Source organism: Streptomyces sp. NPDC054841, assembly GCF_053611045.1.
In genome coordinates this window covers 1-16,682 of sequence record NZ_JBSGZO010000165.1, presented here as the reverse complement: position 1 = coordinate 16,682, position 16,682 = coordinate 1, and the positions used below count along the sequence as shown (strand labels likewise).

17 protein-coding genes and 1 pseudogene are annotated in these 16,682 nt (G+C 71.4%); 5 read left to right on the top strand and 13 right to left on the bottom strand.

All coding sequences use genetic code 11. The features are described 5' to 3' along the window. On the bottom strand, window positions 1–565 hold a 565-nt coding region (locus ACWGI8_RS22100), incomplete at its 3' end, for a putative glycolipid-binding domain-containing protein (protein WP_453663233.1). A gap of 147 nt (window positions 566–712) precedes the next feature. On the opposite strand from ACWGI8_RS22100, the gene ACWGI8_RS22095 reads away from it, so the two are divergent. Further along, a complete protein-coding gene (locus ACWGI8_RS22095) occupies window positions 713–2,053 on the top strand; it encodes an MFS transporter (RefSeq protein ID WP_453663232.1) in 1,341 nt (446 codons plus the stop codon). On the opposite strand, the gene ACWGI8_RS22090 is transcribed toward ACWGI8_RS22095, so the two are convergent. The 4 genes and pseudogenes from ACWGI8_RS22090 to ACWGI8_RS22075 form a co-directional block, all read right to left on the bottom strand. Continuing rightward, the gene (locus ACWGI8_RS22090; RefSeq protein ID WP_453663231.1) at window positions 2,016–2,993 is read right to left on the bottom strand and encodes a DMT family transporter; all 978 of its coding nucleotides are present in this window, start codon (window positions 2,991–2,993) and stop codon (window positions 2,016–2,018) included. The genes ACWGI8_RS22095 and ACWGI8_RS22090 overlap by 38 nt on opposite strands. A 47-nt stretch (window positions 2,994–3,040) precedes the next feature. Beyond that, window positions 3,041–3,304 (bottom strand): annotated as a pseudogene (locus tag ACWGI8_RS22085) (transcriptional regulator); the annotation flags it as partial. Window positions 3,305–3,313: 9 nt separating this feature from the next. Next, the gene (locus ACWGI8_RS22080; protein WP_453663230.1) at window positions 3,314–4,681 is read right to left on the bottom strand and encodes a HEAT repeat domain-containing protein; all 1,368 of its coding nucleotides are present in this window, start codon (window positions 4,679–4,681) and stop codon (window positions 3,314–3,316) included. Beyond that, window positions 4,648–5,325 carry a TetR/AcrR family transcriptional regulator gene (locus ACWGI8_RS22075; protein ID WP_453663229.1) on the bottom strand — a complete coding sequence of 226 codons (678 nt, stop codon included), beginning with the start codon at window positions 5,323–5,325 and terminating at the stop codon, window positions 4,648–4,650. Before ACWGI8_RS22075 ends, ACWGI8_RS22080 begins: the two co-directional genes overlap by 34 nt. Before the next feature lie 62 nt (window positions 5,326–5,387). On the opposite strand from ACWGI8_RS22075, the gene ACWGI8_RS22070 reads away from it, so the two are divergent. The 3 genes from ACWGI8_RS22070 to ACWGI8_RS22060 all read left to right on the top strand — a co-directional run bounded on the left by ACWGI8_RS22070 (window position 5,388) and on the right by ACWGI8_RS22060 (window position 7,634). Next, window positions 5,388–6,542 carry an acyl-CoA dehydrogenase family protein gene (locus ACWGI8_RS22070; protein WP_453663228.1) on the top strand — a complete coding sequence of 385 codons (1,155 nt, stop codon included), beginning with the start codon at window positions 5,388–5,390 and terminating at the stop codon, window positions 6,540–6,542. 122 nt (window positions 6,543–6,664) lie between these two features. Then, window positions 6,665–6,952, top strand: coding sequence for a YiaA/YiaB family inner membrane protein (locus ACWGI8_RS22065; RefSeq protein ID WP_453663227.1), 288 nt, complete (start codon window positions 6,665–6,667; stop codon window positions 6,950–6,952). Between the two features lie 58 nt (window positions 6,953–7,010). Then, window positions 7,011–7,634, top strand: a complete 624-nt coding sequence (locus ACWGI8_RS22060; protein WP_453663226.1) for a TetR/AcrR family transcriptional regulator — start codon at window positions 7,011–7,013, stop codon at window positions 7,632–7,634. A gap of 107 nt (window positions 7,635–7,741) precedes the next feature. Here ACWGI8_RS22060 and ACWGI8_RS22055 read toward each other — a convergent pair whose 3' ends face one another. Then, the gene (locus tag ACWGI8_RS22055) at window positions 7,742–8,203 is read right to left on the bottom strand and encodes a MaoC family dehydratase (RefSeq protein WP_453663225.1); all 462 of its coding nucleotides are present in this window, start codon (window positions 8,201–8,203) and stop codon (window positions 7,742–7,744) included. Window positions 8,204–8,321: 118 nt separating this feature from the next. On the opposite strand from ACWGI8_RS22055, the gene soxR reads away from it, so the two are divergent. After that, a complete protein-coding gene (soxR, locus tag ACWGI8_RS22050; protein WP_453663224.1) occupies window positions 8,322–8,801 on the top strand; it encodes a redox-sensitive transcriptional activator SoxR in 480 nt (159 codons plus the stop codon). Between the two features lie 31 nt (window positions 8,802–8,832). On the opposite strand, the gene ACWGI8_RS22045 is transcribed toward soxR, so the two are convergent. From ACWGI8_RS22045 to ACWGI8_RS22015, 7 genes are all read right to left on the bottom strand, one after another. Continuing rightward, window positions 8,833–9,546, bottom strand: coding sequence for a YoaK family protein (locus ACWGI8_RS22045; RefSeq protein WP_453663222.1), 714 nt, complete (start codon window positions 9,544–9,546; stop codon window positions 8,833–8,835). A gap of 179 nt (window positions 9,547–9,725) precedes the next feature. Beyond that, window positions 9,726–10,826: an RNA ligase (ATP) gene (locus ACWGI8_RS22040; RefSeq protein ID WP_453663221.1), complete on the bottom strand. Its 1,101-nt coding sequence runs from the start codon at window positions 10,824–10,826 to the stop codon at window positions 9,726–9,728. Window position 10,827: 1 nt separating this feature from the next. Further along, window positions 10,828–11,694 (bottom strand): 3-keto-5-aminohexanoate cleavage protein, encoded by an 867-nt coding sequence (locus ACWGI8_RS22035; RefSeq protein ID WP_453663219.1) that lies wholly within the window; start codon window positions 11,692–11,694, stop codon window positions 10,828–10,830. A 161-nt stretch (window positions 11,695–11,855) separates the two neighbouring features. Further along, window positions 11,856–12,467, bottom strand: a complete 612-nt coding sequence (locus ACWGI8_RS22030; protein WP_453663217.1) for a hypothetical protein — start codon at window positions 12,465–12,467, stop codon at window positions 11,856–11,858. Between the two features lie 341 nt (window positions 12,468–12,808). After that, the gene (locus ACWGI8_RS22025) at window positions 12,809–14,002 is read right to left on the bottom strand and encodes a serine-threonine protein kinase (RefSeq protein ID WP_453663234.1); all 1,194 of its coding nucleotides are present in this window, start codon (window positions 14,000–14,002) and stop codon (window positions 12,809–12,811) included. 121 nt (window positions 14,003–14,123) lie between these two features. Next, window positions 14,124–15,455, bottom strand: coding sequence for an erythromycin esterase family protein (locus ACWGI8_RS22020; RefSeq protein ID WP_453663216.1), 1,332 nt, complete (start codon window positions 15,453–15,455; stop codon window positions 14,124–14,126). A 76-nt stretch (window positions 15,456–15,531) separates the two neighbouring features. Further along, on the bottom strand, window positions 15,532–16,682 hold a 1,151-nt coding region (locus tag ACWGI8_RS22015), incomplete at its 5' end, for an exo-beta-N-acetylmuramidase NamZ family protein (protein ID WP_453663214.1).

Below are 16,682 nucleotides of genomic sequence, written 5' to 3'. Positions count from 1 at the left end.
CGATCCCCGGATACTCCAGCGGCAGCCCGGACTCGTCGTAGACCATGCGGCACTCGAAGCCGAAGGCGGGAGCCGCGTAGTCGTAGCGCTCGTGCCTGGTCTCCTCGGTGGTGCGCGTGTACGTCTGCTCCAGCCGCTCGACCGTGAGGCCGAGCGCGCGGACGTACGCCGCCGGCGCAGCCGCCGCGGCCCCCAGGGGCAACTCCAGCCGGCGCACGGGCAGGGCATTGGTCAGGGCCGAGGACTCCAGGTCCACGTCGAAGCAGCCGTCGAGGTGCGGCGCGGGGCTGCCGTCGACCAGCCAGTGCCCCGACCCGTCCGTCGTCAGTTCGGTCGTCCGGGCGCCCGACGGCGCCCGGCCGCGGACCCGTGCGGCGCGGGTCCTTCCGGCCGCGTCCAGCTCGATGGTGTACTCGACCGTGAAGGCATTGCCGTCCTCCACCGCGGTCGTGCACCCCTCGACGCGCCAGCCGTCGTCCAGGAGCTGGAAGAACGCGACCTCGAAGCCCGCCCGGGCGTCCTCATGCCGCCAGGCCGCGGTCGCGGGCGGGAATGTGTAGCGCACGGCGACCACCCTTCCACGACCGTCCCGCTACTGACGGGTAATGATCGAGCAAAAAACTCCTGCTGCATGAACCGTTGACCGCCATACCATCCGGTCGGTACGGTCCCCGCACTCCTCGTCCCCCGCACCCAATCGGAGTGTGCACGCATGGACACGGCACCCCCTTCCCCGCTCGCCGGTACGGCACATTCGACCGCTCCCACCGACCGGCACCGCCGCCGGGTGGCCACCGTCGCCGCCCTCGCGTCCGCCGTCGAGTGGTACGACTACTTCGTCTTCGGTATCGCCGCCGCCCTCGTCCTCGGGGACCTCTACTTCCCCGCGGGCAACTCCTCGGCCGGTGTCCTCGCCGCCTTCGCCACCTTCGCGGTCGGCTTCCTCGCCCGGCCCGTCGGCGGCATCATCGCCGGCCAGCTCGGTGACAAGCGCGGCCGCAAGCCGATGCTCGTCCTGGCGCTCACCCTGATGGGCATCGCCACCGCCGGCATCGGGCTGCTGCCCACGTACGAGACGATCGGCATCGCGGCCCCGATCCTGCTGGTGCTGCTCCGCGTCATGCAGGGCATCGCGGTCGGGGCGCAGTGGGGCGGCGCGATGCTGATGGCCACCGAGTACGCCCCCGAGGGCAAGCGCGGACTGTACGGCAGCCTCGTCCAGCTCGGCGTGCCCATCGGTGTGGTCACCGCGAACACCGTCTTCCTGGCGGGGGGCGCGTTCACCGACGACGCCGCCTTCGCGTCCTGGGGCTGGCGGGTGCCGTTCTTCGTCGGCTTCCTCGTCCTCGGCCTCGCCTGGTACATCCACACCCGGGTCGAGGAGACCCCCGAATTCCGCGAGGCCGAAAAGGCCCTGGCCGAGCAGGAGAAGGGCGAGACCCGGACCCGGTCCCCGCTGGGAACGATCCTGCGCCGGCACCTCGGCACGGTCTTCCTCGCCGGCGGCTCCTTCGCGGTCAACACCGCGACCTTCTACATCATCATCACCGGCGTGCTGGACTACTCGACCCGTGAACTCGGCATGAAGCGTGAAGCGGTGCTCACCGTCTCGCTCTGTGTCAGCCTCACCCAGCTCGCGCTGATACCCGCCGCCGCTGCGCTCTCCGACCGCGTCGGACGGCTGCGGATCTACGCGGCCGGCGCGGTCGGCCTGCTCGTCTGGGCAGTCCCGCTGTTCCTGCTCATCGACACCAAGTCGCTGCTGTGGCTGGCCGTCGGCACCTTCGTCACCAGCTGCTTCCTCAGCATCATGTACGGGCCGCAGGCCGCGCTCTTCGCCGAGCTGTTCACGGCGGAGATGCGGTACACCGGCGCCTCCCTCGGCTACCAGATCGCGGCGGTCTTCGGCGGCGGCCTGGCGCCGTTCGTCATGGTGCTGCTGCTGGAGGCGACCGGCACCTCGATGGCCGTCTCCGGCTACATCATCGGCCTGGCCGTCATCGCGCTCGTGTCCATCAGGATTCTCGCGAAGCGGGCGGCTGCCCGGGCGTGACCCCGGTCGCCCCGGGTGCCCCGGCCGCCACGGCGGCATCCGTGACGCCGGTCCGGTCCTTCCGGGCCGGCGTACGGGACCTGGAGCGGGACACCGCGACGCCCGCCAGGCACACCGCACCGCCCAGCAGTGTCAGCAGTCCCGGCACCTCGTCGAGGAAGAGCCACGACATCAGCACCACCAGCGCGGGCACCGCATACGTGGTCGCGCCCATCTTCCCGGCGGTCGTACGGGCCAGGGCGTACGCCCACGTCGTGAAGGCGAGCGCGGTCGGGAACACCCCCAGGTACACCATGTTCAGCGTCGCCGGCACGGAGGCGTCGGCGGCCTCACGGAGCAGCACCCCCGCGAACGGCAGACACGCCACCGCGCCGATCACACAGCCCCAGGTCGTCACCTGCAGCGCGGACGCGTGCCGAAGCGCCGGCTTCTGGCCGACCACACCGGCGGCGTACGACACCGCTGCCAGCAGACAGAGCAGCACACCCAGCACGGACGCGGAGCCCTCACCGGACATCGAAAGACCGACCACCGCCGCGCCCGCGAACGACACACCCATCCCGGCGAGCAGCCGCGCCGGCAGCCCCTCCTTGAGCAGCCAACCGGCGAGCAGTGCCATCACCAGCGGGCCGACATTGACGACCAGTGCCGCCGTGCCCGCGTCCACCTTCTGCTCGCCCCAGTTCAGGACCACCATGTAAAGCCCGAACCAGAGCAGGCCGGAGATCGCGATCCCGGGCCACGCGGCCCGGGGCGGCAGTCCCTCACGGCGCACGGCGCATATGGCGCCGAGGACCAGCGCGCCGGCGAGGAGCCGGCCGAGGGCGAGCGCGCCGGGGGAGTACTCCGCGCCGGCGCTGCGGATCGAGACGAAGGCCGAGGCCCAGAGGACGACGGTGGTCGCGGCCGCGCCGAAGGCGCGCCACTGGGTCTTGGTCATGCGGTGACCGTACGCCGCGGACTCTTCGGCACGCACCGCAATATCCCTCACCGCAGTGCCTGTGCCGGTATGCCCAGCAGGTCGCGGAGGGCCCGCTCCCCGTCCGGGGTGACCTTCACCGCACGTTCCGAGCCGATGCGTACGCACCAGCCGGAGCCCAGGGCATGCCGGCACAGCTCCGCGCCCGCGACTGCGGCCAGGTGCGGTGTGCGCTGCGTCCAGTCCGGACAGGCGCGGGCAAGCGGCCTGCTGCCGCCTGGCTCCAGGGCGATCCCCAGCTCCCGGAACCAGCCGAGCCCGTCATCGGTCAGGTGGCGCACTCACTGTTCGGCGGTGGCCGAAGCTTCCTCCCGCATGCGCCACTGGTAGCGCCAGACGGCGGAGCGCCTGTGGTCGTCGTCGAACGCGGGGTCGAGCGGGCCGATCCGTGCAAGCCCTTCCACACAGCGGGGGTCGTCCCGCTTGGCCAGTCCGTACACGGCCTCCAGGCGGATCAGCAACTCCTCGTCGTCGAGCAGCGCCACAAGGGCCTCCGTTGCGGCGGGCGTACGGTCCGGGCACGCGGCGAGTGCCGCCGCGGCAGCCCCTCGCACTCCGGCCTCCGGATCCCGGACCAGGGAGAGCAGCGCCTCGGAGACCTCGGGGGTGAGGTCGTGCCATGTGCCGAGCGCCGTGCCCACGGCGGCGCGGACCTCGGGGGCGGGGTCCCGCACGAGAGCGAGCAGCGCGGTCCTTGCCGTCGGCGTGAGGGGTGAGCCGTACGTGCCGAGGAGGTACGGCACTTCCCGGCGCACGTGAGGATCCGGATGGCCGGCGTACCGGAGCCCGATGGCTTCCTGTCCGGGGTGCTCGCAACCGCCGAAGACATCGAGGACCTTCGCGAGGACGTCGACGTCCGTCTCCTCGGCCGCCCACGCGGCGAAGAGCTCGCTCTCCTCCTTGTCGTACGAGTTCCTGTCGCTGGCCCCCACCAGCGATCTGATCCGAAGGAAATCGAGCACGAAACGGCGATGGGCGGGGTCGGGATGGTGCCGGAAGTCCGTCACGGCCAGCCAGGTCTCCTTGCTGCGCCGCCGGCTGAGAATCCACTTGGCCGACCACCAGTCCACATGGTCCTCATCGGGGTACTTCAGACCGCGGGCCACGAGCTCCTCGACGGGCGGCAGGACGCGGAAGGCCCACTCCAGTGAGGTCAGGACGGCGCCGTGACCGGCCCGCACGGTGAGTCCGCCGAGCGTGACCTGGTCGACATGGCTGTACTCGTCGTCCTGGACCCGGACCGTCTCGGCGGGGCCCGTCGCCCCGGTCCGGCGACGCAGCTCCTCGGCCGCACCCGTCTCGTACCAGGTCCTGGCCAGGGTGAGGAGCCGTTCCCGGGCAGCCTCCGGGAGCCGTAGCCGGGGTTCGTGCCCCAGTACGGTCGAGAAGATCGCCGGAGAACCGAGATCGACCGCCCGCAGCAACGGCGTGGTCCCGTCCGGCAACGGCCTGTCGGGGTCCGCGCCGCCCTCCATCAGAGCTTCGGCGACGGGGTCGTCGTACGCAGCAACAGCGGTGCACAGCACCGGGAGGCCGTCCGCGTCGAGCACGTCCGGATCGGCGCCCTCTTCGAGCAGGGCCCGTACCGATTCGGCGTCCCCTGCCCGTACCGCCCTTACGAGCCGCCCGCCGAGTCCTTCTTCGCCCACGTCCCCCGTACCCCCGCCTCGTACTGCACCCCCAGCCCGTCCAGCAGGGCCCGGAGCCCTGTCTCGAACGCGCCCTCGTCGACCTGCTCCTGCCGGTCGGCGAGCAGATGGGCCTGGCCGAGGTGAGGGTAGTCGGCCGGGTCGTAGGCGGTCTCGTCATTTACGAAGCCCCGGGCGAAGGAGCCGAGTGCCGAGCCCGTGATGAAGTACCGCATCAGGGCGCCGATGTGGGTGGCCTGGGCCGGCGGCCAGCCGGCCCTGACCATGGCGCCGAAGACGGCGTCGGCGACCTTCAGGCCGGCCGGGCGGCGGCCGGGGCCGCGGGCGAGGACCGGGACGATGTTGGGGTGGTCCGCGAGGGCGGCCCGGTAGGAGACGGCCCAGTCGTGCAGCGCGGTGCGCCAGTCGCGGGCGTCGGTCTCGTCGAACATCGACAGGTCGACCTTCGCGCTGACCGCGTCGGCGACCGCGTCCAGGATCTCGTCCTTGTTGCGGAAGTGGTTGTAGAGGGAGGGTCCGCTCACCCCCAGCTCCGCGGCGAGCCGGCGGGTCGAGACCGCGTCGAGGCCCTCCGCGTCCACGAGCGCGCTCGCCGTCCCGACGATGCGGTCTCTGCTGAGGAGGGGCTTGCGCGGTCGGGCCATGCGGCACATAGTAGGCCCTGCCAACCAGAAACTAGCAGTGATAGTTAAAGGCGGGATGTTCCGTGGTGAACCTGGAGTTGAGCGAGGAGCAGAAGGCCGTCCGGCGGCTCGCCCGCGACTTCGTCGACCGTGAGGTCACCCCGCATGTCGTCGACTGGGACCGGGCCGAGAACGTCGACAGGTCGATCGTGAAGAAGCTGGGCTCGGTCGGCTTCCTCGGGCTCACCGTCGACGAGGAGTACGGCGGCTCGGGCGGCGACCATCTCGCGTACTGCCTGGTCACGGAGGAGCTCGGGCGCGGTGACTCGTCGGTCCGGGGCATCGTCTCGGTCTCTCTCGGGCTGGTCACCAAGACCATCGCCGCCTGGGGCGGCGAGGAGCAGAAGCGGCACTGGCTGCCGAGGCTCACCGCCGGCGAGGCCCTCGGCTGCTTCGGGCTGACCGAGCCCGGGACCGGCTCCGACGCGGGCAACCTCGCCACCCGCGCCGTACGGGACGGCGACACGTACGTCATCAACGGCTCGAAGATGTTCATCACCAACGGCACCTGGGCCGATGTGGTGCTGCTCTTCGCCCGCACCGGCGACACCCCGGGCCACCGCGGTGTCTCCGCCTTCCTCGTACCCGCCGACGCCCCCGGGCTGACCCGCCGCACGATCCACGGCAAGCTGGGCCTGCGTGGCCAGGCCACCGCCGAACTGGTTCTGGAAGACGTCCGGGTGCCGGCCGGGGCCATGCTCGGGCCCGAGGGCAAGGGCTTCTCGATCGCCATGTCCGCGCTCGCCAAGGGACGCATGTCGGTGGCCGCGGGCTGCGTCGGCATCGCCCAGGCCGCGCTCGACGCCGCCGTCGGCTACGCGGGGGAGCGCGAGCAGTTCGGCAAGCCGATCGCCTCGTACCAGCTGGTGCAGGAGCTGATCAGCGACATCGCCGTGGACGTGGACGCGGCGCGGCTGCTGACCTGGCGGGTCGCCGATCTCGTCGACCGGGGCCAGGACTTCGCCACCGCCGCGTCCAAGGCCAAGCTCTTCGCCTCCGAGGCGGCCGTGCGCGCCGCGAACAACGCCCTGCAGGTCTTCGGCGGCTACGGCTACATCGACGAGTACCCGGTGGGCAAACTGCTCCGCGACGCACGGGTGATGACCCTGTACGAGGGCACCAGCCAGATCCAGAAGCTCATCATCGGACGGGCGCTGACGGGGGTCTCCGCCTTCTGAACCCGCCTGCCCGAGTGCGGGGTTGAGCGCGTGCCTGCGTACCTGCCTGAGTATCCGACCGGGTGTGTGGCTGAGTACGGACGCGGATGATGCGCGGCCCGCGTCCGCGCATCCTTTCGGGCATGAGTGAGACAGGGGTCAAGCAGCAGAACACGACGGCGTACTACGGCCAGGCCGTCGCCTCCTTCGCCATCGCGCTCGGCGCGGTCGCCGTCGGGATCTTGAATCTGGACGCCGACGTGTGGGTGCGGGCCTTCCTCGGTATCACGGTCCTCTATCTGACGACCTCGGCGTTCACCCTGGCCAAGGTGATCAGGGACAAGCAGGAGGCCGGACAGATCGTGAGCCGTGTCGACCAGGCCCGGCTGGAGAAACTGCTGGCCGAGCACGACCCGTTCCAGAAGCTCTAAGCGCTTGCTCAGGTTCGGGGTATGGTGGGCGTCCTGCTGAGTGGAGAAGGGGCGAGCGATGACTGCGGCGGAGGACACGACGGGCGAGGAAGTGCCATGGGGCGAGGTCGCTCCCGAAGCCGCGAGGAAGCTCCTGGTCGCCGCCGTCGAGGCCTTCGCCGAACGGGGCTATCACGCGACGACGACGCGGGACATCGCCGGCCGTGCGGGGATGAGCCCCGCCGCACTCTACATCCACTACAAGACCAAGGAGGAGCTGCTCCACCGGATCAGCCGGATCGGGCACGACAAGGCGCTCGAGGTTCTGTCGACGGCCTCCGAGGGCGGGGGCACGCCCAGCGAGCGGCTCGCCGCGGCCGTGAGCTCCTTCGTCCGCTGGCACGCCGGGCGGCACGACACCGCGCGCGTGGTGCAGTACGAGCTCGACGCGCTCTCCGAGGAGCACCGGACCGAGATCGTGGAGCTGCGCCGCCGCAGCGACGCCGTCGTGCGCCAGATTCTGCGCGACGGCGTGGAGGCGGGGGAGTTCGACGTCCCTGACGTGCCGGGGACCACGCTGGCGGTGCTGTCGCTCTGCATCGATGTGGCACGGTGGTTCAGCACCCAGGGCCGCAGGACGCCGGAGGAGGTCGGCGCACTCTACGCCGACCTCGTCCTGCGCATGGTCTCCGCCCGGAAGTGAGCGGAACGCCGGGCAGCGGCAGCGGCAGCGGCTCCGGTCCCGATCGCGGTCCCGGGCGTTGGGTAACCCCGGTCCCGGTCCCGGGCAGTGAGTAATCCCGGCCCCGGTCAGAAGAAGTAGCGGGACACCGACTCGGCGACGCACACCGGCTTGTCCGAACCCTCGCGCTCCACGGTCACGACGGCCGTCACCTGCACGCCGCCGCCCGCCTCCTCGACGCTCTTGAGGACGGCGGTCGCGCGCAGTCGTGAGCCGACCGGCACGGGTGCGGGGAAGCGGACCTTGTTGGTCCCGTAGTTGATGCCCATCTTCATGCCCTCGACCCGCATGATCTGCGGCACGAGCGTCGGCAGCAGCGACAGCGTCAGATAGCCGTGCGCGATGGTCTTCCCGAACGGCCCGGCGGCGGCGCGCTGGGGGTCCACATGGATCCACTGGTGATCGCCGGTGGCATCGGCGAAGAGGTCGATGCGCTTCTGCTCGATCTCCAGCCAGTCGCTGTAGCCCAGTTGCTCGCCGACCCCGGCGGTCAGCTCCTCGGCGGATGTGAAGATCCTCGGCTCGGTCATGTCCCTGTTCCCTGCCTCTCATCCGGTCCACGCTGATGTCTAAGCGACTGCTTAGCATGGTCGGGGTGGAGGCTTCTGTCAACGGATGCCCGCACCGCAGGTCACGTAGGCTCCCGAGGTGCCGCAGATTCCGGGGAAGATTCACGAACTCAGCGTCGGCCAGCTGTCCGCGCGCAGCGGAGCCGCCGTTTCGGCCCTGCACTTCTACGAGTCCAAAGGGCTCATCAGCAGTCGCAGGACCGCGGGCAACCAGCGCCGGTACGGACGTGACGCGCTGCGCCGGGTCGCCTTCGTCCGCGCGGCCCAGCGGGTCGGCATCCCGCTCGCCACCATCCGGGACGCGCTCGCCGAACTGCCGGAGGAGCGCACGCCCAACCGCGAGGACTGGGCACGGCTCTCCGAGGCCTGGCGCTCCGAGCTCGACGAGCGCATCAAACAGCTCGGACGGCTGCGCGACCATCTCACCGACTGCATCGGCTGCGGCTGTCTGTCCCTGGAGACCTGTGTCCTGTCCAACCCGGACGACGTCTTCGGCGACCGCATGACCGGCTCGCGGCTGCTGCCGGAACGACGGTGCGCTCCGCAGGACGGGGCCTGACGGCGGACGGGGTCCGCCCCGGCGGGCCCCGTCAGCGGGGCTCGGGGGAGGCCTTGCGCCGCACGAAGGAGAAGCCGACCGCGACGACCAGCACAAAGGCGCCGATGACCAGCAGGACCACCGGCGGAGCGAGCTGTTCGTCGTGGATCATCCACGCGCCCAGCAGACCGCCCGCGAACATGGCCGCCACCGAGGCCGCGCGCCGGACCTCGTTCCGCGCCCCCGGTTCGATCAGGGCGTCGAGCGCGAGGCGGGAACCGCCGATGAGTGCGGTGAACGCCCGGGTGGTGACGGTGGTGGGCATGCCCGGCACCTTCGCCCGCAGGGTGGTGACATTGCGGACCCCCATGGCCAGCGCCACCAGTGCGGACACCGTGTAGTGCCTGCCGGTGACCGGTTCGCCGCCCCGCTCCATCCCCCAGGCCACCAAGGCGGCGACGACCAGCAGTCCGGCCTCGGCGAACAGGGCGTCCGTGAACCACCGGTGGCCGCGCACCTGTGCGTGGGATTCGAACCGGGCGGACAGCACGGCCCCCACGGTGAATCCCACCAGCGAGGCCGCGCACGCGGCAACGGACAGGCCGCCGACGCCGGCGAGCGCGAAGGACATCAGCAGCATGTTGCCCGTCTGGACAGCCGTGAAGACCGGGCCCAGCGCGAGAAAGCTGACCGCCTCGACCAACCCCGTCGCCATGGTGAGCGCCACCATGGCCCAGGTCAGGGCGGGGTCGCGTTTCGGCTGCACGCGCCGAGTCTCGGCGCATCCGGTCGCCCGCACCGCCGATTGCGCCGACCGTGGGCGCGCGGTCCAGGGCGCCCGGCGGCCCGCACCCCCGTGACGGGCCACCAGGCACCGGTCCGTGCCCCGCGGTTGCGGTGGTGGCGGCCCGCACCCCCGTGACGGGCCACCACACACCAGGACGGTCACTCGTACTCGGTGCCGCCCTTGCGGGTCAGATAAGCGGGGCTGACCGACTTGGCTATCGCCCGGCCGCCCACCACCGGGCTGTACCGCTCGGTGGCCGGGCGGATCACGACACCCTCGCGCAGATGCAGATCCCGCCCCGAGACCGTCTCGCGGCCGCTCGCGAACGCGAGCACCGTCTCCAGCGCGTAGGGGCCCTCGTACAGCTGTGGCACCAGAGGCAGTTCACCGTCGAGCAGCTCCGCGGCGTCCAGCCAGCGGACCTGGCCGTCGATCTCCGCCGAGACGTCGAAGACCGCGAGGCCGAGCTCCGTCGAGCGGGCGTTCGCCCCGTACGACAGGTCCTGCACGCCCGCGCCGAACACCTCACCGAAGATGCCGACCCGGCTCGCCCCCAGCTTCTCGGCGAGCCGCGCCGCGACCTCGGCGACGCCATGGCCGTGCACCGCGCGCCAGTACAGGTTCCTCGGGTCCTCCTTCAGCGCGAGGCCCTTCGAGCCGAAGCCCTTCGAGGACACCAGCACCCTCCCCCGTGGCCCTCCGGACACGGGAGGGACCCCCACGCCGTCGGCGACGTACGTCACCAGGCAGGCCGTGCCGTGCAGCTTCTCCGTCAGCACGACGGGCTCGCCCGGCTCGAAGATGTCCGGATACCGCTGAAGGTTCTCGATGTCGACCCACGGCAGCAGGTCGGGCGCGGACTCGACATCGCCGCTCATCGTGGGCGGGATCGGCGGCGACCACTTGGTGATCCCCAGCACCTCGGCGAAGTCCGTGCCGTCCTCGGCCGCGCGATCGAGATCGGTGCCCGCGAGTGCCTTCGGCCGGCACACGATCCCCTGCGACAGCTCACCGCGCAGGCGCACCGCCTTGACCCGGTCGGACGCCTTCCCGGCCAGCCGCCCGGTCAGCCCGAGCTCCTCGATCAGCCCGGCCGGGAGCACGGCCTGCTCCGGGATGTAGACGGCGATGTCACCGCTGCGGTAGGCACCCTTGGCGACGACGGCGCGATAGAGGCCCACCTGGGCCAGCTCAAGGGCGTCGGCGTTGGGATGCTCATGGATCGTCAGCGGTTCGGCGGTGACGCGCAGCGTCGACATGTCAGTGCTCCTCGGGTGTGGTCCGCATCGACCCAACTGTCGCCGCACGGAATTCCGGTGGGCCAGCGGATTTCCGCTCTGGTACCTTCGCCGCCGCCGCGACCAGCTCGGCGTTGGACGCCGCCGGCCGCCCGTCGGGCAGGAACAGCACGTCCTCCAGGCCGATCCGCGTGTCCAGACCCAGCCGTCGCGCCAGCCGCAGCACCGGCCACGCGCCGCCGTCCTCGCCGTGCAGCAGCACCGGAAGCCGAAGGGGCGCACCTGCGTCGAGACCGTCGGCCCACGCCGGAGCACCCCGGCGGCGAACGGAACCCGGGGGCAGGCCGTGGGCCGCGCCCGGGCCCAGCTCGTCGAGCAGGGCGAGCGCCGAGGCTTCCGCGGTCGCGGGGTCCGGATCCGTCACCTCGGCCAGCACCCGCAGCACCCGGGGCGCGAGCGGCGACCGCAGGAACCGCTGCGGCCCGTCCGTCCCGGACCAGAGGCCCGCCTCCACGCCCACCCCGCGCTCCAGCAGCGCGGCCGCGACCTCCTCCGCCCCGTCCTCGTGCCAGTTCACCGACGCGTGGTCGGGCAGCACCGTCCAGGCGCGGATGCGCTCCACCCGTCGCTCCGGATCCGGCTCGGCCCACGCACCCGTCGTCACCCCGACCGGTACGCCCCCCACCACGGCCCGTATCGCCGTGAGCACGGGGGCGATCACCCGCGCCGAGAGCGAGTCGCTCCCGCACGGCGTCTTCGGATGCACATGCACACCGGCCGCGCCCGCGGCGAGCGCGGCCGCCGCCGACTCGGCCAGCGCGTCCGGCGACATCGGCACCGCGGCCGAATCCCCCGCGCCACGGGCCCCGTTGAGACAGACCTGGATCATGCCTTCGATGGTGCCAGGCGCCACTGACAACGCGGGGCCACCGCTCTGCCGACGGCCCGCCCCCGCGCGCCGCGTCCCTAGGGCCTGTCTTTCGGATCTTGCCGGGCTCGCGTGCCCTGGCACGCGCGCTCGCTGATCCGGCCTGATCCAAAAGACAGGCCCTACGCCACCGACGCGAGTTCCCTGCCCCGGATCCGCTTGGCGGTCCTCAGGGCCTCGTCCGTGAGCACGGGCTGCGGCACCACGACTCCGCACCCGCTGCACACCGGACCGTACGACGGTTCGTGGGCCAGGTCCTGACGCCAGACGATCCGGTTCCCCGCGCACACCGGGCAGACCGCTCCGGGCGCCGCCTCCAGTGCCGCGATCAGCCGGCGCAGCACCTCACCGAGCGGGTCCGAGGGGTGCACCGCCGGATCGTCGCAGCGGGCGACCCCGTTGCCGCCCCAGGTGCGCCGGTGCCAGTCGTCGAAAGTGCCGGGCCGCCGCAGCCCCTCGTGCTTCTCGCGCCTGCGGCGCTCCGCGAACTCCTCCTCGTACGCGAGCCACACGGCCCGCGCCTCTTCCAGTTCATCGAGCGCGGCCACCAGCCGCGCCGGATCGGGCTCCCGGTCCTCGGGCTCGATCCTGTGCCTCGCGCACAGGTGGTCCCAGGTCGCCCTGTGCCCGTACGGGGCGAACCTCTCAAGGCACTTGCGCAGCGAGTACCGCCGCAGCGCCAGATCACATCGCGGGTCGCGCACCTGTCTCGCAAGACTCCGGAAACCGGCCATTGCATCGCCACCTCCGTCGCTCGTACTTCGTCGCTCGTACTTCCGCGTCGAGGAATGGACGTACGACTACCCGATCCGGCTCCATCGAAAATCCGTTGGAATAGCGAATGTGATGGTCGTCCTGAATGCGCCCATGGGCGGGGAGAGCACACTGTCCCAGGAAGAGCGGCATGCTCGGCCTCGGCCTCCCGCGCGGTGAACACCTGGCGTTCGCCCGCTGATTCATGCTGCGTGTGCACAACAAGCAGGCAGGTGAGGCAGGTCAGGCCCGGTCCGGGCGATCTTGACGACAACTGCGGCGCCGGACTCGCAATGAGCTCGTCCGGCGAGGGAAGCGTGGGTCAGCGCCCCACCCTGCCCGCCGCCAGCACGACCCGGGCCAGCTCCGGATGCAGGATGTCGCTGTGCGCCCCGGCCGGCGGCCCGCCGTGGCGCACCACCGACGCCGCGTCGACATTCACGCACCCGGCGGCCGGGAGCCCGTCGCGCAGCGCCTCCTCCAGGGTGAGCCGGCGAGTGCCGGCGACGGCCTGGATGCCGTCGTGGCCGACCGCCCACCAACGCTCGTCGAGACCGACGAGCGTCGAGGAGTCCCCGGCCATCCGGGACGCCAGCGGATAGATCACAGCGAGCGCCGTGTCATGCCGCGAAAAGCAGGCGATCACCGGCCCGTCGACCCGGTGCTGCATGTCCCGCAGCACCCCGCTGCTGCCCTTGGCATGCGGAAGCGACGGCGCGAACGCGTAGTGCGAGAACGCGCCCTGCAGCAGGGTCACCGACTTCACCGGGCGGGCGCCTGCGGGCAGCCCCCGCAGCGCGAACGCGACGAGCCGCGCGCCCTGGCTGTGCCCCACGAGATGGACGCGTGCGGTGGGGGAGGAGCGGGCGAGCTGCCCGAGCAGCGGGCCGAGCCCGCGCTGCCCGACCGTCCCGGCCCGTCTCTTCATCGTGTAGTACGTGGCCTGGCGGAGCACTTCCCGTGCGCCCTTCCACAGCTTCTTCAGCCCGCCGCCGATCGCGAGTGAGGGTTCCGCGCCGTCGAGCGCCCCGGTGAAGATCCGGCAGACCTCGACTGGGTCCTCTTGGAGGAACACCGGCTCGCCTTCGCCGGCCACATCGCCGACGAGTCCGGCGGCCGGGGTCCCGGTCAACTCCCTCACCAGCAGCCCGAATTCATCGAGGGCCGTGCGCGATGCGGGTTCCTCCGCGAGCAGCACCGCCAGCCGGCCCAACGCCGCTTCCCGGCCCGGGAAGACCCCGGCAAGCGCCTCGAAGTCCGGCACCGGCTCGTCGGTGAACATCATCGAGGGCCACACGACCCCCACGTACCCGACGCGTGCGCCGGGCGGAAGGAGGCCCGGGAACGGCTCGAAGAAGCGCGAGCAGAAACGCGTCGCCGTGGACCGGGAGTTGTTCCAGCCATGCGCGAGCATCACCAGATCCGTGACCCCCAGTCCCGCGAGAGCGTCCCGCTGAGCGGGGTCCGCATCGCCGTCCGCGTCGAACGTGATCTCCCGGTACGGCCGCACACTCATCTCGTTCACGGGCGCGTCCCTCCTGGCCCAGGGCTACGTCCTGGGGACCTTCACCGCAGACCGCTGCTCACACAGCATCCCGCGGCGGCCGAGGGACGGCCAGACCCGTGGCGAGTACCGGTCAGAGCCGGTTCGACGCGGTCACCCGGTGGAGATGGATCAGCAGGTCGTACGAGGTACCCAGCCGCACCGGATCCGGCTCGGCCGGCCAGGAGTTGCCGATGCTCCGGGTCGGACGGACCTCGCTCAGCCACTTACGGGCCGCGCCGGGCGCGGTCCGCAGGTCGAGGTAGTAGTCGCGGCCCGACACCCGCTCCAGCGTGTGCTCATTGCTCCCCGCCGGCATCGGCCCCACCGAGAACCTGCGGATCGGCTCGGCCGGGTCGGTCGTGTCGAGCGCGTTGAACGACCCCTGCCCGAAGGTGAATCCGACGCTCACATACGCCGCGCCCATCATGTCCCGCAGGAACGCGCCCTGCAGCTTCGGGTACTGGGCGGGGTTGCTCGTCTCGTACCCCACATGCCCGTTGTGCGCCGAGAGCAGCATCCGGTGCCCGGTCTGCCGTTGCCACCACACGGTGTTCTCGGCCATGACCCGGTCCCGGTGGAGCATCGCCCGACCGAGCTGCTCCGGGTCGAAGAAGTCGTACGCGTACATCGCGCCGGTCGCGGCGATGACCCGGGCGTGCTGGAGCACCCAGGCGTGCCGCTCGCGGTCCGGCCCCGGCCGCTGCCGCTCCAGCAGCTCCAGAGCCTGCCGCACCTCACCGGCCAGGGCCTTGCGCTCGTCGAGCGGCTTCACCAGATACGCCTTCATCGTCTCGTCGACGGACCCGGCCGGTCGCGACGCCCGGTAGAGCCGGCTGATCCGCGGAAGCAGTGCGGTATACCGTTCGCCGACGTAGTCCGTGACCGTGTCGAAGAGCTGCGGCCCGGCGTACCCGACGTCATTGCCCATGAACTGCACCTGGTGGCCGGGGTGCCGCAGGTTGTGCTCCCGCATCCAGCGGATCAGGTCCAGATATTCACGGGTGTGCCATATGAGATAGGAGTTCTGGAACTCCTCACGCATGATGCGCCGGGGATCCCCCTTCCCGTGCAGCACATAGTCGTTGAGCCGGAGCCCGGCGCTCCAGTTCGCTTCCAGGGCGTATGTCGTGAAGCCCTTCTGCTCGACGAGATGCCGGAAGAGCCGGTGCTTCGTCGTGAAGAACTCACGGGAGTTGTGGGTGGCCTCGCCGACCCCGACGACCTTCGCCTCGCCGGTCATCCGGTCGAACGGCCGAAGATCCGACAGGGGCTCCGCCGCCCGCGCCAGCGCGGGTAACGGATCGCCGCCGCGAGCGGCGGGGAAGGCGTCGGCGCGTGCGGCGGGCGCGGTCACGGCGAGCGTCGTGAGGCAGAGGACGGCCAGCAGGAGCCGGTGCAGGTGATGACGTGTGGAAAGGCGCATGCGTCAAGGGTGTCGGCGGGCCGGGAGGGCCCGCCATCCGGCCATCACCCCTGCGTGGGCGGGGGAAAGCCCCCGCTCAGCGGTAGTGCAGATACCCCCGGCGCACGGCACGGAACGCGGCGAGGTCCTGCTGCCAGGCGCCCACCACCTCGTCCGTGTCCGCCCCCGCGTCGATCATCGTGCGCACGCGCGTGGACCCGGTGAGTTTGTCGATCCAGTTGTCCGGCCGCCAGGCGAAGCCGCTCCAGCTCCGCTTCGCCGTCACCAGCAGGCCGATGCCGGTGCGGACCGGGTCGTACACCTCCCGGTCGTGGACGTGCAGCTGGACTCCGCCGATCGTTTTGCCCTGGAACTTGGAGAACGTCGGGGCGAAGTACGCCTCACGGAAGCGCACTCCGGGCAGCTCCAGCGCGTTGGCCGCCTGAGCCCAGGCGCGGTCGATGCCCTCGGCGCCGAGCAGCTCGAACGGGCGGGTCGTCCCCCGTCCCTCGGAGAGGTTCGTGCCTTCGAAGAGGCAGGTGCCCGAGTAGACGAGGGCGGTGTCCGGCGTCGGCATGTTGGGGCTCGGCGGCACCCAGGGCAGGTCCGTCGCGTCGTAGAAGTCCTCGCGTCGCCAGCCCGACATGCGCACGGTCTCCAGCTCGACCGGCGTCGTAAGGAACTCGCCGTTGAAGAGCAGGGCCAGCTCGGTGACGGTCATGCCGTGCGCCTGGGCGATGGGCTCGCGGCCCACGAAGGTCGCGAACGCCTTGTCCAGGACCGGGCCGAGTGCCGCCCGCCCGGTGACCGGGTTGGGCCGGTCCAGCACGACGAACCGCTTCCCGGCGAGCGCCGCTGCCACCATGCAGTCGTACAGCGTCCAGATGTACGTGTAGAAGCGGGCGCCGGCGTCCTGGATGTCGAACACGATCGTGTCGACGCCGGAGGCGGTGAAGATGTCCGCGAGCGGTTGGCCGCTCTTCAGATAGGTGTCGTAGACGGGCAGGCCGGTGGCCGGGTCGTCGTAGCGGCCCTCGGAGCCGCCCGCCTGGGCGGTGCCGCGGAAGCCGTGCTCCGGTCCGAAGACGGCGACGAGATCCACCCGGTCGTCGGCGTGCATGACGTCCACGATGTGGCGGGCGTCGCGGGTGATGCCGGTCGGATTGGTGACGACACCGATCCGTTCGCCGGACACCAGCCGGTAGCCGTCGGCGGCGAACCGCTCGAAGCCGGTGCGGACCCGGCTCC

Bases quoted from the DNA above. Each gene is read 5' to 3' on its own strand.
- ACWGI8_RS22090 (WP_453663231.1), bottom strand. From the start codon at position 2,993: ATGACCAAGACCCAGTGGCGCGCCTTCGGCGCGGCCGCGACCACCGTC.
- ACWGI8_RS22030 (WP_453663217.1), bottom strand. From the start codon at position 12,467: ATGGCCGGTTTCCGGAGTCTTGCGAGACAGGTGCGCGACCCGCGATGT.
- ACWGI8_RS22025 (WP_453663234.1), bottom strand. From the start codon at position 14,002: ATGAGTGTGCGGCCGTACCGGGAGATCACGTTCGACGCGGACGGCGAT.
- ACWGI8_RS22075 (WP_453663229.1), bottom strand. From the start codon at position 5,325: ATGGCCCGACCGCGCAAGCCCCTCCTCAGCAGAGACCGCATCGTCGGG.
- ACWGI8_RS22035 (WP_453663219.1), bottom strand. From the start codon at position 11,694: ATGATCCAGGTCTGTCTCAACGGGGCCCGTGGCGCGGGGGATTCGGCC.
- ACWGI8_RS22020 (WP_453663216.1), bottom strand. From the start codon at position 15,455: ATGCGCCTTTCCACACGTCATCACCTGCACCGGCTCCTGCTGGCCGTC.
- ACWGI8_RS22065 (WP_453663227.1), top strand. From the start codon at position 6,665: ATGAGTGAGACAGGGGTCAAGCAGCAGAACACGACGGCGTACTACGGC.
- ACWGI8_RS22055 (WP_453663225.1), bottom strand. From the start codon at position 8,203: ATGACCGAGCCGAGGATCTTCACATCCGCCGAGGAGCTGACCGCCGGG.
- ACWGI8_RS22060 (WP_453663226.1), top strand. From the start codon at position 7,011: ATGACTGCGGCGGAGGACACGACGGGCGAGGAAGTGCCATGGGGCGAG.
- ACWGI8_RS22095 (WP_453663232.1), top strand. From the start codon at position 713: ATGGACACGGCACCCCCTTCCCCGCTCGCCGGTACGGCACATTCGACC.
- ACWGI8_RS22040 (WP_453663221.1), bottom strand. From the start codon at position 10,826: ATGTCGACGCTGCGCGTCACCGCCGAACCGCTGACGATCCATGAGCAT.